Consider the following 15,122-nt stretch of genomic DNA (forward strand, 5'->3'; position numbering starts at 1 on the left):
CCACTTCCTTGGTGGTTTGGTCAGTAGCTGCGCCCGTTGACGCTCAGCCCGTATACGTCGGTTCGTCGATCCTCGCGGGGGCGGACGCGCTCCGAGCGTCGCCGCGCCGCGCGGATCCGCTCAAGGTCCAGCACCGCCCGGGCGGCGCCCTCCGCATCCTCTTCCATCGGCCCGGCAAGGCAGGCGCCCCAGGCGTCGACGACCAGCGAGGCGCCCAGAAAGCGCATGTCGTCCCTTTGTCCCGATTGCGAGGCGCAGACCATCGGCAACTGGTTGAGATTGGCCTGCACCACGGCGCCGCGCGCCTGGCCGATGAAGCCGCCCTCGTCGCGCGGCGCCTTGTCGAAGCCGCCGACCCAGGCCGTCGGCACGGCCAGGAGATCGGCGCCCAGCAGGGCCAGCCCCCGCGCCATCTCGACGAAGCGCAGGTCGTAGCAGACGCACAGGCCGATCTGGCCGACCGGGGTCTCGGCCACCACCAGGCCCTTGTCGCCGGGGGTGAAGATCTCTTTCTCGCCGTCGAAAAGATGCAGCTTGCGATAGAGCGCCAGCGCGCCCGAAGGCGTGACCAGCATGGCGGAATTGAAGAGCCTGTCCCCATCCGCCTCGCAAAAGCCGCAGACCAGCGTTACGCCCTGTTCGGCGGCCAGCCCGCGCAGAAGGGTCGCGGTGGGGCCCTCGGCGGGTTCGGCGGCGGCGCGCAGGCGCGCGGCGTCCAGATGATAGCCGCCGACGGCCAGCTCCGGGAGGACGATCAGCTTCGCGCCCGCCGCCGCCTCGGCGCGGATCGCTTGGGCGATGCGCTGGCGGTTGGCGCCGGGGTCTCCGGGCACCGCTCCGAACTGGACGGCCGAGACCCCGAATCCGCTCATTGCGCGGCCTCCTGCGGCAGGTCGGCGCAGAAACCGGCGGGCACCTCGGCATCGGGGGCCAGGGCGCCCGCCTTTCGCAGCAGGGGCACATCGGCCGGGGCGGGCCCGCCGACGCTGACGATCCGCTCGCCCAGATCGGCATGGACCGCGTGTTTCACGCCGACCGGCACATGGACCAGGCAGCCCGCATGGAAGGGCAGCGAGAGGTCGTTGGTGTAGTCGACCGCCGTCCCCTTGCCCGACAGGATGAAGATCGTGTCTTCGGAAATCTGGTGGACATGGGGGACATTGGCCTCGCCCGGCTCCAGCACCACATAGTTCAGGTTGGCGTTCCAGGCATCGGTGCCCGGCCAGATCACGAAACGCGCGTCCTTGGAGATCAGGGGCAGGCGCAGCGTGGGGTGATCGCGATGGAAAACACGGATTGCCATGATCTTACCCCAGATATTCTTCATAGAAGGCCGGTTCCACCGGCACGGTGCCGCCGATCGCGGTCAGCCCGGCCGCGCCGGCCTCGATCCTGTAGCGGTCGCCCGCGGCGATATGGATCATCGAGCCTTCGGACAAAGGTTGGGCGACATCGGTCGCCACGTCGCGCACCACGCCCTCGCCGCCCTGGATATACCAGGCGCATTCCTCGCCGTGGCACAGGTCGAGCGTAAGGCCGCGCGGGTCAAGCTCGACCATGTTGAAGCTGCGGTAATGCGCCCCGTTCCCGGGCCAGAGCAGGGCATGGGCGGCACCGCCCCGCTGCACGATCGACAAGGGCGCGCGATGCATGCCCGTGTCGATCACCCGAACCGTGTTGTGCGAATCTACCGTCATTCCATATCCTTGGGCCTGAGACACAATTTGAGCATAATTAAATTTTATGCTGGCACAAGAAATTTTACACATACTTTATATCTCTGCCCTGGTTTCCAAGGGTTTTCGATGTTTCTGCCTATTTTGCGGTCGTTGAGCCAGGCGTCCGGGCAATTTACGACCTTGGGAATCCTGGGCTCGCGCAAATGCTGTCCCCTGCTGTCCGGCTTGGGGCAAGCTGATTTAATGACATCAACTCATTCGGATGATAAGAAACGGCAACGGGACGCTTCTGTTGAAACATCCGCTGGAGATGATAGATCGTTTGGGAAAGGATCCGATGTTGAGCAGTAGTGAACAAATGTTTGAAGATGTCCCCGCCAGCGATGCGACCGAAAAGACCCTGGCCATCATCGGCCAGCGCATCCGCGACCTGCGCAAGGGCAAGTCTATGACGCTGCAGGCGCTGGCCGAGGCCACCGGGCTGAGTTCATCCATGCTGAGCCTGGTGGAGCGCGGCCTCGCCTCGCCCTCGATCGGCTCGCTCGTCGTCATCAGCGAGGCGCTTGGCAAAAGCATGTCGGCGCTGATCGTCGACGGCTCGGCCACGCCCGACAGCCTGGTGGTGCGTGCGAGCGAGGCGCAGGTGCTTGAGACCAACCCCGGAGTCGTGCGCCGGGTGATGAAGGAAGACGGCACCAACGGCACCACCGTCGCCGTGAACGAATATGCGCCCCATACCGGGTCGAGCGAGCGCCCGCTGAGCCATTACGGCTTCGAATACGGGCTGTTGCTTGAAGGTTCGCTGATCGTCGAGGTCGATGGAATCAACCATGTCCTTCAGGTCGGCGATCTCATTTCCTATTCGTCGCAGCGCCCGCACCGGATCTGGAACCCCGGTCCGGGCGTGGCGCGGACGGTCTGGTTCAACACCCACAGCCGATAGGGCGCGCCCAGATCTTACGCAAAAGGCCCGCGTCACGGCGCGGGCCTTTTGCTTTCGGGCGGTGGTGGCAGGTCCCGCTTCCCGGCCGGGTCAGTCCTGCATCCAGCGCGCAACCCGTTGCGGCGTGATCGGCAGGCGGTCGACCACGCCGGGGCGGCCGATGGCATCCTCGACCGCCGAGGCGATGGCGGCGCCGACGGCGGTGATCCCGCCTTCGCCCGCGCCCTTGGCGCCCAGCGGGTTCAGGGGGCTGGGCGCATCCTCGCGAATCATCACCTCGACATCGGGGATCTCAAGGGCGGTGGGCATCAGGTAATCGGCGAAAGAGGTGGCGAGGGGCTGGCCCATGGCGTCATAGACGAATTCCTCGTAAAGCGCGCCGCCGATGCCCTGCGCCACCGCGCCGACGATCTGGCCCTCTACCAGCATCGGATTGATGGCGCGGCCGACGTCGAAGGCCACGAGGTAGCGCTCCAGGTGGATACCGCAGGTGCCCGGATCCAGCCGCACCTGCGCGAAATGGATGCCGTAGGGATAGGTCATGTGATCGGAATTGAACGTGCCCTCGGTCACCAGCCCGTCCTCGGGGCCGAATTCGGCGGCCAGATCGCGCAGGCTGACCGTGGGCCCGTCGGCATGCCAGACCTGCCCGGCGCGGTAGCGCAATTCCCCGCGCGGCAGCCCCAGCTTGCCCGCCGCAAGATCCAGCGCCTGCTCGATCAGCGCCTCGGCCGCCAGCTTGATCGCCGATCCGGTCATCACCGTGACGCGGGTGGCGAAGGCGCCCCGGCCCTGGTCGATCAGCCGGGTCTGGCCGTGCAGGATCGAGATCCCCTCCATCGGCAGGCCCAGCGTTCCGGCGCAGATCTGGGCCATGGCGGTCTCGACGCCCTGGCCGATATTGGCGACGCCGGTGACCACGCAGATCAGCCCGTCGGGGTAGAAATGCAGCCGCACCTTGTCGTCGGGGCCCAGGCCGCTTTTCTCGACGAAATAGCCGATGCCAAGCCCGACCCTCTCGCCCGTCGCTCGGCGCGCGGCGATACTCGCCGTCAGCCCGTCCCAGTCGAGCCGCTCGCGCAGCCGTGCGAGCAGGTCGTGATACTTGCCCGAATCGTAGACGACATGGGTGCCGAGGGCCTCGATCCCCCGGTCATAGGGGATGCATTCTTCGGGGATCAGGTTGCGGGCGCGGATTTCGAACGGGTCGAGGCCCTTCCTGGCGGCGATGGCGTCGATCAGCCGCTCGCGCGCGAAGGTGCTCTCGTAGCGGCCCGGCGCGCGATAGGTGCCGCAAGGTGTCTTGTTGGTCAGCCGGATATGGCCCGCGACGCGGTAGTTCGGCACCAGATAGGGGCCCGGCAGCAGCGCCGCCGCCAGATCCGAGACGGTCGCGCCATGGGTGCGGACATAGGCGCCCTGGTCGGTGAAGAATTCGGCATCCAGCGCCTGGATCACCCCGCGTTCGTCGATCGCGGCCTTCAGCCGGTAGTGCTGGTCGCGCGAATGGTTGGTGGCAAGGAAATGCTCGCGCCGGTCCTCGATCCATTTCACCGGGCGACCAAGGCGCCTGCAGGCGTGGCAGACCAGAACGTCCTCGGGGTAAAGCTCGCCCCTGGGGCCGAAGCCGCCGCCGACATGGCCTTCGGACATCTGCACCTTGTCGAGCGGCAGCCGCAGCATCTCGGCGATGGCGCCGCGATTGTAATGCGGCACCTTGGCGGCTCCATACATGGTGATCGTGTCGCTGGCCGTATCGTAGACCCCAAGCGCGCCGCGGGTTTCCAGCGGGATCCCGCTGTGCCGCCCGACCGAAAGTTCCAGCTCGATCACCTCGGTCGCGGTGGCGAAGACCGCATCCACATCGCCCAGGGCCTTGTGCAGGACCGCAGGCTCGCTCAGCACGCCGGGCATGATATCGGGCATATAGGCCGAGGGCTCGGCCACCGGATCGAGCTGCGGGTCAAGCTCGTCGATATCGGGGAAGATCAGGTCGCAGGCGTCTTCCGCCAGGTATTCCGTCTCGGCGAAGACGACGGCGATGGGATCGCCGACATAGCGGACGTAATCGCGCGCGAGGCACCATTGCCGGTAGGGGCCGAGGCCCTGCACCTTGGTCATGCGAAAGTCGATCTGCGGCAGGTCGGCGATGTCCTCGGCCGTCCAGACCGCGACGACGCCGGGCAGCGCGCGGGCCACGTCGACCTCGACCGCATTCAGCCGACCGAAGGCCACGGGCGAGCGCAGGACCCGCATATGCACCTGGCCCGGGCGGTTGTTGTCGGCGGCGAAACTGCCCTTGCCTGTCAGCAGTTCGGGGTCCTCGATACGCGCGACACTCTGCCCGATGAGGTTCGGCGCGTTTTCCTTCATCCCCTCGCCTCCTGGCGCATCACGTCGGCGGCGGCGCGCACGGCCTTGAGGATGTTCTGATAGCCGGTGCAGCGGCACAGGTTCGAGGACATGACCTCGCGGATTTCCTCGTCGTCCATGTCGGGGTTCTCGCGCAGCGCGCCCGCCGCCAGCATGAGCATGCCGGGCGTGCAGAAGCCGCATTGCAGCCCGTGCAACTCCCAGAACTTCTGTTGCAAAGGGTGCAGGGTATCGCCGTCGGCCAGGCTTTCGACCGTCTCGATCCTGCGGTCTTCCAACTGGCAGGCGAAGGCCAGGCAGGATCGCACCGGGCGGCCGTCCACCAGCACCGTGCAGGCGCCGCAGACCCCGTGTTCGCAGCCGACATGGGTGCCGGTCAGCCCGAGGTCGTCGCGCAGCGTATCGGCAAGGTTGCGGCGCGGCTCGACCGAGAGCGCATGGGCCTTGCCGTTCACGTTCAGCTTGATGTCGATCTTGTCGTTCATTGATCTTTGCCCCTGGCTTCGCGCAGCGCGGCCTTGATGCGGTCGGGCGTTGCGGGGATGGTGTTGATCTGGACCCCGAAGGGCGAAAGCGCGTCGGTGATGGCCGAGACGATGGCGGCGGGCGCGCCGATGGTGCCGCCCTCGCCGATGCCCTTGGCGCCGGTCGCCGTCTCGGGCGAGAGGGTGACCATGTGGTGGATCTCGATCGGCGGGATCTCGGCGCAGGTCGGCGGCAGGTAATCGGCAAGCGAACTGGTCAGAAGCGTGCCGAATTCGTCATAGACCATCTCTTCGTAAAGCGCGCCGGCGATGCCCTGGGCCACGCCGCCCGCGATCTGGCCGTCGACGATCATCGGGTTGATCAGCACGCCCGCATCCTCGACCACGATGAAGCGTTCGATGCGCACGCCGCCGGTCTCGATATCGACCTCGACCTCGGCGATATGGGTGGCGTTCGAGAAGGTGCCGGGCGGGTCGTAGAAGCCCTGGGTCCTGATCCCCGGCTCCAGCCCCTGGAACTTGTGGCTCTGGGTATGGATGGCGCGGGCCAGCTCGGCGATGGCAAGGCTCTGGTTCGTGCCCTCGGCCACCGCCAGCCCGTCCTCCAGCCGGATGGTGGCGGGGGCGACATCCAGCATCCGGCCCGCGATTTCGCGCAGTTTCTCGGCCACCTTGTCGGCGGCGAACATGCTGGCCCCGCCCGAGATCACCATCGAGCGGCTGGCGAATGTGCCCCAGCCATAGGGGGTGGCGTCGGTATCGCCCGCGATCACCCGGATCTGGTCGGGCGCGATGCCGATCCGGTCCGCCACAAGCTGCGCCAGCGCGGTCTTGAGCCCCTGGCCATGGGGCGAGGCCCCGATCCGCAACGTGACCTGGCCCGAGGGGCCCATCTCGCAATCGACATTTTCGTAGCCGGGCACGATGGCCATCTTGCGCGCGGCGAAGGCGGGCGTGCCATAGCCGGTGCGCTCGGAAAACACCGAAAGCCCGATGCCGAGGTAACGGCCCCGCTTGCGCGCCTCGGCCTGGCGGGCGCGAAAGCCCGGATAGTCGGCGATCTTCACCGCCTCTTCCATCGCCTCAAGATAAGAGGCCTCGTCGAAAATCAGCCCGGTGGGCGAGGTATGGGGAAAGCGGGTGATCAGGTTGCGCCTGCGCATGTCGATCGGATCGATCCCCAGCTTCGCGCCGGCCCGGTCCATCAACTGCTCCATGCTGTAGGTCAGCATGGGGCGCGACACGCCGCGATAGGGCGCCATCATCGCCGTGTTCGAGGTCACGCCCACCGAACGCGCGCCGTAATGGCTGAAGTCGTAGGGGCCCGGCAGTTCGGCGAAGGCCATCAGCGGCTCGACCCCGCAGGTCACCGGATAGACCGAAAACGCCCCCACGTTCGAGCGCATGTCGGCATCCACCGCCAGCAGCCTGCCATTCGCCGCAAAGGCGCCGCGCACGATGAAATTCTGGTCGCGCGAATGCGATCCGGCCAGGAAATTCTCGCGCCGGTCCTCGATCCAGGCCAGCTTGCGCTTCAGCCGGAACGCCGCCCAGACCAGGGCGACATATTCCGGGAAAAGCGGCATCTTGGATCCGAAGCCGCCGCCCACATCGGGGGCGACGACGCGCAAGAGCGCCTCGTCGATGTTCAGCGCATCCGCCAGCCCCGTGCGCAGCATGTGCGGCATCTGGACCGAGGCGTAAAGCGTGACCCGCCCGCTGGCATGGTCGTATTCGACGACGCCGCCGCGCGCCTCCATCGGCATGGCGGTCTGGCGCGACGAACGCAGGTCGACCTCGATCACGCAGGCGGCATCCGCGAAGGCCTGATCGACGCCGGGGGTGCGCATCCGCCCCTCGACCATGATGTTCTCGGGCGTCTCGGGGTGAACCGGGCGGGCATCCTCGGCCAGCGCCTGTTCGATGGTGATGACCGGATCGTCGGGCTCGATATCGACGAAGACCTGCTCGGCCAGATCCTCGGCAAGCGCCTCGGTCCCGGCCACGACCATGGCGATGGCCTGGCCGGTGAAGACCACCCTCTCGCCCGCCAGCGCCGGATGCGGCACCCGGCGGTAGTCGGGGCGGTCCAGGATCGCCTGCACCGGGCGCACCCCGCTTGCCTCCAGATCCGAGGCGAGGAAGATATGGCCCTCGAAATCCTCGGGATCGGGAAGGTCGATGCCGGTGATCGCGCCCGCCGCCATCGGGCTGCGGACGAATTTCACCGCGTCGGCCCCGCGGGCGAGGTCCGAGAAATAGCGGCCATGTCCCTTGAGAAGCGCGGGATCCTCAAGCCGCGGCAGGGTGCGTCCGATCCAGCTCATGCCGCATCCTCGGCGGCCTGGGCCAGGGCGCGCGCGATCACCGTGCCGACCAGCTCCATCCGGTATTCGGCCGAGCCATGGATATCGCCCGAGGCCGAGACCATGCCGCGCGCCGCCTCGCCGATGGCGGCGAAGGTTTCGGCTGTGGCGGGGCGCCCGGTCATGTCGGCCTCCAGCGCCTCAAGCCGCTGCGGATGCGCGCCGACCGCGCCCAGGCCAAGGCGCGCGCCCCGGATCACGCCCCCTTCGACCTTCAGCGCCGCGAGCGACATGGCCAGCGCGAAATCGCCCTTTCGGCGCGAGAATTCGTAGAACCCGGTGCCCCAGCCCTCGGGCAGTTTCGGCAGGCGGATGCGGGCCAGCAATTCGTCGCGTCCGACGGCGGTGACGAAGGTGCCCTTGAAATAATTCGCCACCGCCACGCGGCGGGAGCCGGACGGGCCGTGGATCTCCATCTCGGCGCCCATGGTGGTGGCGACGAGGCACCATTCCGAGGCTGGATCGGCATGCGACAGCGAGCCGCCGAAGGTGCCGCGCTGGCGGATCGGGTAATGGGCGATATTGGCGACGACCTTGGTCAGCATCCGGCCCAGCGGACAGGGCGTGACCGGGTGGTGAAAGGTGGCGTGGCGCGTCACCGCGCCGATCTCCAGATGGTCGGGCATGTCGCGCACGCCCTGGATCTCGGCGATATTGTTGATGTCGATCAGGGTCTCGGGCCGGGCGAGACGGAAGTTCATCGAGGGGACGAGGCTTTGCCCTCCGGCGATGATTTTACCCTCCTCGCCATATTCCGCGAGAAGCGTGATCGCCTCGGCGATCGAGACGGGCTTGCGATAGCTGAAGGATGCTGGCTTCATTTTAACCCTGTCAAATTTTTATCATGGATAACACCCGTATTGTCGTCATGTCCAACGCAATTTGCGCTGGAAGGGGCGGTGCGGGCGAAATGCCGATGCGATGACGAAAGAAGCGGCAGATGGCGAAATTTCATATTTATATTATTGATATATAGTAATTAATTTTGGTGACGTTTGGCGGCCATGACGCCCGCCCGACCCGCTTGAGGCCGGGTTCCATCGAAATCGGGCGCGAACCGGCCTGTTTCGGCATATGGCGCAAATCTTGCTATAGTCAAAATGTGACGATGGTTTTCTGTCAGGATTGCCGGGGTGCCATGCCAAGGCGACGGCGCTCGCCGCCACGAAGCGCGGGTCGCCATCCCCTCGATCCATGTTCGGGGAGGTGCCCCGCAGCGGCGCGTGCCGGGCCGCACCCCGGGCGCGATGCGCGTTTCCGTCCGGGCGCTCAGGCCGCTTCCGCGGCGTGGGCGAGTTCGATCTGCACGACATCGGTGCGACCGGCGGCGAAAGTGGCGGCCGAGCCCTCAAGATAGAACTGCCAACTGCGCAGGAAACGCTCGTCATGGCCAAAGCGGCGGATGCGCGGGCGCTCGGCCAGCAGGCGCCCGGCCCAGATCCGGCAGGTCCGGGCATAGTCCTGGCCGAAGGCGAAGCTGCCCTGCACCGAAAGGCCCGCCCGGGCGGCCTCGCGCGCGATGACGGCATTGCAGGGCAGAAGGCCGCCGGGGAAAGTATGCTGGCGGATGAAGTCCGAGCGTTTGCGGTAAAGCGAGAATTCGGCATCCGGCACGGTGATCGCCTGCAAGACCGCGCGCCCGCCCTCGGCCAGCCGGGCCTTGAGCGTCGCGAAATAGGTGGGCCAGTAGCGTTCGCCCACGGCCTCGATCATCTCGATCGAGACGATATTGCCGAAGCGGCCCTGGACATGGCGATAGTCCTGCAAGCGGATCTCTGCCCGGCCGTCCAGCCGGGCATCGGCATAGCCCTTCTGCGCGGGCGAAAGCGTGATGCTGGTGACGCGGCGCCCGCGCGCGGCCGCGGCCTCGGCGAAACCGCCCCAGCCGCAGCCGATTTCCAGAATGCTTTCCCCGGGGCCGAGGCGCGACAGGATCCGCGCGTTCTTGCGTGCCTGCGCGGTCTCCAGATCGTCGCCGTCGGCAAAGAGTGCCGAGGAATAGGTCATGCCCGGGTCGAGCCAGAACTGGTAGAATTCATTCCCCACATCGTAATGGGCGCGAATGTTGCGCGACGATCCGCGCAGGCTATTCAACCGCAAGAGCCGGTCAGTCAGGACCATGCGCAGCCGCGCAATGCCGCGCACGTCGGACCAGGCCTCCAGCCGGTCGGCGTTGCGCAGCGCGAGCACCAGAAGCGCCTCGAGCGAGGATGTGCTCCACAGGCCATCGATCCATGTCTCGCCAAAGCCCACGTCGCCGCGCGCGGCCAGCGCGGTCAGGACTGACCAGTCCCGGATCAGCAGTTCGACCTCTTCGCCCGCATCCCCGAACAGATGCCGCGATCCGTCGGGCAGGGTCAGGCGCAACCGGCCATGGCCGATCCCCTCCAGCGCGGAGAGAAAGCGGTTGCGGATCATGCGCGAGGTAAAGGGCATCAGGTGATCTCCTGTTCAGGCGGGTCGGGCAGACGGCGGTAGCGCGCGCCCTTGAGCTTCAGCCGCAGCGCATTCCAGTAGATCAGCGCCAGCACCCGCAGGCTGCCGCCAGGGCGGCGCAGGCAGGCGGCAAGCACGCGGCGGTCGGTCAGCGGGTGCAGGGGCCCCGCCATGGCGGCGTTCAGGCCCCTGGGGCCGTCGACCTGGGCGATGCGGATCGCAATCCGGTCGGGCGCCAGCGCGAAGTTGAACCGGTATTCTCCGGCCACGTCCTGGAAGGGCGAGACATGGAACACCTTCTGCGCCCGGATCGCGTCACCGGGCCCGAGGGGGGTGAAGCCGGGCTGGTGGCACAGATAGGAATGGCGCTGGCCGAAGGTGTTGTTGACCTCGGCGATCGCGGCCAGCACGGCATCGCCGCGCAGCACCAGCCAGAAGCTGATCGGGGTGAACCAATGTCCCAGGACACGCGGCTGGGTCAGCAGCGCCAGCGCATCGCCGGGCGCCGTCTCCAGTCCTGCATTGGCGAAGCGCGCCCTGGCCCAGTCGGCGCCGCGCCCCTGGCCACGCGGGCCGCCGTGGTCGCGGTCATGCACCGCCAGCAGGTTGAAGCGGTTTCGCGAAAACAGCGGCGGCCCGGCGGCATGGTCGGGCGAGAGCAGCAGATAATCGGTGCCGTAGCGAAAGCTGTGACGGATGCGCCCGCGCCGCGCATGGCTGACAGTGGCGGCCAGATGCAGCACCTCGCCGCAGGTCAGGCGTTGGGCCAGCGTCATCGCTCAGACCTTCTCGGGCAGCAGGCGCCGCGCGATGCGCAGGGCGCTGGCGAAGCCATCCTCGTGAAAGCCGTTGCGCAGCCACGCGCCCGCGAACCAGCTTCGCCGCTCGCCCTGCAGGGCGGCGATGCGGGCCTGCGCGCGCAAAGCGGCATGGTCGAAGACGGGGTGGCGGAAGGTGGTCTCGTCGTAGATGGCCTCCTCGCGGATGGCGATCTCGGGGTTCAGCGAGACGAACAGCGGATCCTCCATCGGGATGTTCTGAAGCCGGTTCATCCAGTAGCTGACGCCGACCGAGGCGCCCTCGTGGCCAGGGGCGGAGCCCGGCGAGTCGGCGCGGTAGACCCACGAACTCCAGCAGCGCCGCCGCCGGGGCATGACGGCTGCGTCGCGGTGAAGCACCATGCGGTTGGGCTGGAACCGCACCGCGCCAAGCGCCGCGCGTTCCTCGGGCGCGGGATCGGCCAGCATGGCAAGCGCCTGGTCGGCATGGGTGGCGAAGATCACCTGGTCGAAGCGTTCCGGCAGACCACCCTGCGGGCGCAGATCCACGCCCGTCTCGTCCCGCGTCACCGCCGCCACTGGCGCGCCGAGGCGCAGGCGCACGCCCGAGGTCCAAAGCGCGGCCTCAAGCCGTGCGACATAGCTGCGGCTGCCGCCCGAGACGGTCCACCATTGATGCTGGCCGCCCGCCGACATCAGGGCGTGGTTGCACATGAAGCGGATCAGGGCCTGCGCGGGAAACGCGCCGATCCCGCTGGTGGGCGTGGACCAGATCGCGCCGCAGATCGGATAGAGGTAATGGTCGCGAAATCGCGGCCCCAGCCGCAACTCGGCCAGCATCTCGGCGATGGTCAGGTCCGGGCGGCCCTGCGCCATATCCTCGGCGCGGGCGTTGAAGCGCAGGATGTCGCGGATCATCCCGTGAAAGCCGGGAGACAGCAGGTTGGCGCGTTGCCCGAACAGCGCATTCCCCGAACTCAGCGCATATTCCAGCCGCCCTGCCATCAGCGAGACGCCGAAGCTCATGTCGCTGCGCTGGACCGCGACGTCGAGGTCGCGAAACAGCGCGGTCAGATGCGGGTAATTGGCATAGTTGAAGACGATGAAGCCCGTATCCACCGGCCGGTCGCCGTTTCGCCCCGCCAGCACGGTGCGAGCGTGGCCGCCAAGGCGGTCGGCCGCCTCGAAGAGCGTGACCTCGTGGTGTCCTCGCAGCAGCCAGGCCGCGGCCATCCCCGAGATGCCGCCGCCGACGATGGCGATGCGCCGGGGCGCGCCACGGCTCAGGTCAAAGGGCATCGGCTCGCTCCCGCTTTGGTGATCCGACCATGTTACGCGGTGCGGTGCGGCCCGGATCACTCGCCGCATCGGGGTTTCGCGAAAAGTTCCGGCTTCGCGAAAAGTTTTTCGTTTGGCTGATCCAATCGGCCCCGGCTGCGTAATCAGGCCATGGTGGCACGAAATGAAATCGACAGTCCGGTGGCGGAGGGGACCCCTCTGACCTTGCATGCGGATGCCGGGCCTGTTCAGTTGGGCTCGATCAGGAAGACAGAGTTCATGACACCAGCTTCACCGGCCGCCGATCCGGCGTCAGAGATGACCATGGCGTTGATCGCGGTGCGCGATCAGCGCGACCGAGCGGCCTTCGGGCGGCTTTTCGACCATTTCGGACCCAGGCTGAAGGCCATGCTGATGCGCGGCGGCCTGCGCGACGGCAGCGCCGAGGATGTGGTGCAGGACGTGATGCTGGCGGTCTGGCACAAGGCCGCGCAGTTCGACCCGCATCGCGCCGAGGCCGCCGCCTGGATCTACCGTATCGCCCGCAACCGCCAGATCGACCTGGCGCGCCGCCGTCCGCCGCCGGTGCCCGATGCGATCGAAGAGCCCGCGACCATCGAGCCCGACGCCGCCCAGATCCTTGCCCTTGCGCAAGAGGCGTCCAGGCTGCGCGCGGCCATGACCATGCTGACCCCCGAACAGGGGCGGGCCCTGGAACAGGCGTTCATCGAGGAGCTGCCCCACAGCCAGATCAGCCAGATGACCGGATTGCCGCTCGGCACGATCAAGTCGCGCATCCGCCTTGGTCTCGAACGGCTCCGGCATGAGCTAAGGGATCTCAAGCCATGACGATCACCCATCACATTCCCGACGATCTTCTGCGCGCCTATGCCAGCGGCAACCTGCCCGAACCCTTCGCCGTGGTCGTGGCGGCGCATGTCTCGCTTTGCGACGAATGCCGCGCGATGGCCGAGGCGCAGGATATGGTCGGTGGCGCGCTGCTCGATCGCCAGGCCGAGGTGGCGCTGTCGCAGGGCGCCCGCGCCCGGCTGATGGCGGCGCTGGATCATGCGCCGCCGCCCGCGCCCGGGCCGCGCGCCTCGGGGATCTTTCCGGCCCCGGTCATGCAGGTGCTGGATGGCCATCCGCCGCAATGGCGAATGCTGGGCGGCGGCATCCGCCAGCAGATCCTCAGTGCCGACCGCACCGGATCGCTGCGGCTGCTTTACATCCCGCCCGGGCGCGCCGTTCCCGAACACGGGCATCGCGGGCTGGAGCTGACGCTGGTGCTGCAAGGCAGCTTCTCGGACAGCGAGGGGCGGTTCGGGCGCGGCGATGTCGAATGCGCCCATGACGAGATCGACCACCAGCCGATCGCCGGTCAGGGAGAGCCCTGCATCTGCCTTGCCGCGACCGACGCGCCCCTGCGTTTCCACGCGATGATCCCAAGGCTGTTGCAGCCGATCTTCAGGATCTGAGCCATGGGTTTCGCGGGCAAGCGCATCTGGATCATCGGCGCCAGCGCGGGGATCGGCGCGGCGCTGGCGCGCGCCTTCGCGACCAAGGGCGCAAGGCTGATCCTGTCGGCGCGCGATGAGGCGATGCTTGCGGCGCTGGCCGGGGAATGCGGCGGGGCCCAGGTGTTGCCGCTGGATCTGGCGCTTCCCGAAACGCTGGAAGGCGCGGTGGCGGCGCTGCGCCGATCCGAGCCGCTTGACGCCGTGATCTGCACCGCCGCGCTTTACGAACCCTCTCGCGTGGCCGGGATCGACCCTGGAAAGGCGGCCGAGATGGTGCGGGTCAACCTGCTTGGCACCATCGAGGTGGCGCGCCTGTGCCCGCCGCTCTTGCGCGATGGCGGGCAGCTTGTGCTTTTCGGCTCGGTCGCGGGATGGGTGGGCCTGCCCGGCGGCCAGCCCTATTCCGCCACCAAGGCGGCGGTGAACAACCTGGCCGAGTCGCTGGCGGCCGAGCTTGCCCCCCGCGTCGATGTGCGGCTGGTCTGCCCGGGCTTCGTGCGCTCGCGCCTGACCGAGAAGAACCGCTTCGCCATGCCGGCGATCATCTCCTCCGAAGAGGCCGCGTCGCAGGTGCTGCGCGGCCTGAGGGGAAGGCGCTTCGAAATCCATTTCCCCAGGCGGTTCACGCTGGCGGTCAAGCTGTTGCGGCTGCTGCCTCATGCGCTTGTGCAAAGGCTGGTCCGGCGGCTGGGCTGAGCCTGCGGTACGCGCCCGCCCGATCGGGACGGCTGCCCGGTCAGGACAGGCGCCCGCTCAGGACGGCGACGCCCGCCCAGGCCGAGAACCCGGTCAGAAACGTGCCCCAGCTCAGGTCCATCGCCACCTGCTGCCAGCTCCAGTCGCGCAGCGTCGCGTAATTGGTCATCTCATAGGTGCCATAGCACAGGAACCCCAGCACCATGCCGCCGACCAGCGCCTGAAGTGGCGCGCCCTCGCGCAGCGCGGGCAACGAGACGAACCACAGCAGCCCCGCCACATAGGCCATATAGAACAGCGCGGCGGGCCCCAGCCGCAGGGGCGAGGCCAGCAGATGGCCGACATGGGTCTGAAAGACCGGACGGACCAGCCAGTTGATCCCGATGATGTCGAGCCCGAGGAAGCAGACCACGGTCGCGGCATAGAGGAAAAGGATCTGCGTCATGTTTCGCCTCGCGGTGATGTCGATGCAGGGGATACGCAGCCCTCGGCCGCGCGGATCACAACCGGGGTGCCGAAAGCTGCGGGCATCGGCGGGCAGGACTGGCCGAATTCCTGGGCAAATTG

General features: G+C 67.5%; 15 protein-coding genes. 4 read left to right on the top strand and 11 right to left on the bottom strand.

The window, feature by feature from the left end; all coding sequences use genetic code 11:
* Positions 1-20: 20 nt before the first annotated feature.
* The 3 genes from ABNX41_RS05450 to ABNX41_RS05460 are packed head-to-tail and all read right to left on the bottom strand — an operon-like array spanning position 21 to position 1,697.
* A complete protein-coding gene (locus tag ABNX41_RS05450) occupies positions 21-872 on the bottom strand; it encodes a nitrilase-related carbon-nitrogen hydrolase (RefSeq protein WP_438668710.1) in 852 nt (283 codons plus the stop codon).
* Positions 869-1,303, bottom strand: coding sequence for a cupin domain-containing protein (locus tag ABNX41_RS05455; protein WP_438668711.1), 435 nt, complete (start codon positions 1,301-1,303; stop codon positions 869-871). The genes ABNX41_RS05450 and ABNX41_RS05455 overlap by 4 nt, the downstream gene beginning before the upstream one ends.
* 4 nt (positions 1,304-1,307) lie before the next feature.
* The gene (locus ABNX41_RS05460; RefSeq protein ID WP_438668712.1) at positions 1,308-1,697 is read right to left on the bottom strand and encodes a hypothetical protein; all 390 of its coding nucleotides are present in this window, start codon (positions 1,695-1,697) and stop codon (positions 1,308-1,310) included.
* 340 nt (positions 1,698-2,037) lie between these two features.
* Here ABNX41_RS05460 and ABNX41_RS05465 point away from each other — a divergent pair, with 340 nt between their 5' ends.
* Positions 2,038-2,622 carry a helix-turn-helix domain-containing protein gene (locus ABNX41_RS05465; protein ID WP_438668713.1) on the top strand — a complete coding sequence of 195 codons (585 nt, stop codon included), beginning with the start codon at positions 2,038-2,040 and terminating at the stop codon, positions 2,620-2,622.
* Between the two features lie 90 nt (positions 2,623-2,712).
* On the opposite strand, the gene ABNX41_RS05470 is transcribed toward ABNX41_RS05465, so the two are convergent.
* The 7 genes from ABNX41_RS05470 to ABNX41_RS05500 all read right to left on the bottom strand — a co-directional run bounded on the left by ABNX41_RS05470 (position 2,713) and on the right by ABNX41_RS05500 (position 12,360).
* Entirely contained in the window at positions 2,713-4,995 is a 2,283-nt protein-coding gene (locus ABNX41_RS05470) for a xanthine dehydrogenase family protein molybdopterin-binding subunit (protein WP_438668714.1), read from the bottom strand.
* Positions 4,992-5,480, bottom strand: coding sequence for a (2Fe-2S)-binding protein (locus ABNX41_RS05475; RefSeq protein ID WP_438668715.1), 489 nt, complete (start codon positions 5,478-5,480; stop codon positions 4,992-4,994). The genes ABNX41_RS05470 and ABNX41_RS05475 overlap by 4 nt, the downstream gene beginning before the upstream one ends.
* A complete protein-coding gene (locus ABNX41_RS05480; RefSeq protein WP_438668716.1) occupies positions 5,477-7,807 on the bottom strand; it encodes a xanthine dehydrogenase family protein molybdopterin-binding subunit in 2,331 nt (776 codons plus the stop codon). Before ABNX41_RS05480 ends, ABNX41_RS05475 begins: the two co-directional genes overlap by 4 nt.
* Positions 7,804-8,667: an FAD binding domain-containing protein gene (locus tag ABNX41_RS05485; protein ID WP_438668717.1), complete on the bottom strand. Its 864-nt coding sequence runs from the start codon at positions 8,665-8,667 to the stop codon at positions 7,804-7,806. The genes ABNX41_RS05480 and ABNX41_RS05485 overlap by 4 nt, the downstream gene beginning before the upstream one ends.
* Before the next feature lie 448 nt (positions 8,668-9,115).
* Entirely contained in the window at positions 9,116-10,282 is a 1,167-nt protein-coding gene (locus ABNX41_RS05490) for a class I SAM-dependent methyltransferase (RefSeq protein WP_438668718.1), read from the bottom strand.
* Positions 10,282-11,058 (bottom strand): DUF1365 domain-containing protein, encoded by a 777-nt coding sequence (locus ABNX41_RS05495; protein WP_438668719.1) that lies wholly within the window; start codon positions 11,056-11,058, stop codon positions 10,282-10,284. The genes ABNX41_RS05490 and ABNX41_RS05495 overlap by 1 nt, the downstream gene beginning before the upstream one ends.
* A gap of 3 nt (positions 11,059-11,061) precedes the next feature.
* Positions 11,062-12,360 (bottom strand): NAD(P)/FAD-dependent oxidoreductase, encoded by a 1,299-nt coding sequence (locus ABNX41_RS05500; protein WP_438668720.1) that lies wholly within the window; start codon positions 12,358-12,360, stop codon positions 11,062-11,064.
* Between the two features lie 258 nt (positions 12,361-12,618).
* Between ABNX41_RS05500 and ABNX41_RS05505 the strand changes: the two genes are divergently transcribed.
* The 3 genes from ABNX41_RS05505 to ABNX41_RS05515 are packed head-to-tail and all read left to right on the top strand — an operon-like array spanning position 12,619 to position 14,555.
* Positions 12,619-13,188 (top strand): sigma-70 family RNA polymerase sigma factor, encoded by a 570-nt coding sequence (locus ABNX41_RS05505; protein ID WP_438668721.1) that lies wholly within the window; start codon positions 12,619-12,621, stop codon positions 13,186-13,188.
* Positions 13,185-13,817: a ChrR family anti-sigma-E factor gene (locus ABNX41_RS05510; RefSeq protein WP_438668722.1), complete on the top strand. Its 633-nt coding sequence runs from the start codon at positions 13,185-13,187 to the stop codon at positions 13,815-13,817. The genes ABNX41_RS05505 and ABNX41_RS05510 overlap by 4 nt, the downstream gene beginning before the upstream one ends.
* Before the next feature lie 3 nt (positions 13,818-13,820).
* Positions 13,821-14,555 (top strand): SDR family NAD(P)-dependent oxidoreductase, encoded by a 735-nt coding sequence (locus ABNX41_RS05515; protein WP_438668723.1) that lies wholly within the window; start codon positions 13,821-13,823, stop codon positions 14,553-14,555.
* 40 nt (positions 14,556-14,595) lie between these two features.
* Here the strand turns inward: ABNX41_RS05515 and ABNX41_RS05520 are convergent, their stop codons facing one another.
* Positions 14,596-15,000: a DUF2177 family protein gene (locus ABNX41_RS05520; protein WP_438668724.1), complete on the bottom strand. Its 405-nt coding sequence runs from the start codon at positions 14,998-15,000 to the stop codon at positions 14,596-14,598.
* Between the last annotated feature and the right edge of the window lie 122 nt (positions 15,001-15,122).

Origin of the sequence: Pseudogemmobacter sonorensis, from assembly GCF_042762395.1 — a bacterium.
In the GTDB taxonomy this organism is placed as follows: Bacteria; Pseudomonadota; Alphaproteobacteria; order Rhodobacterales; family Rhodobacteraceae; genus Pseudogemmobacter; species Pseudogemmobacter sonorensis.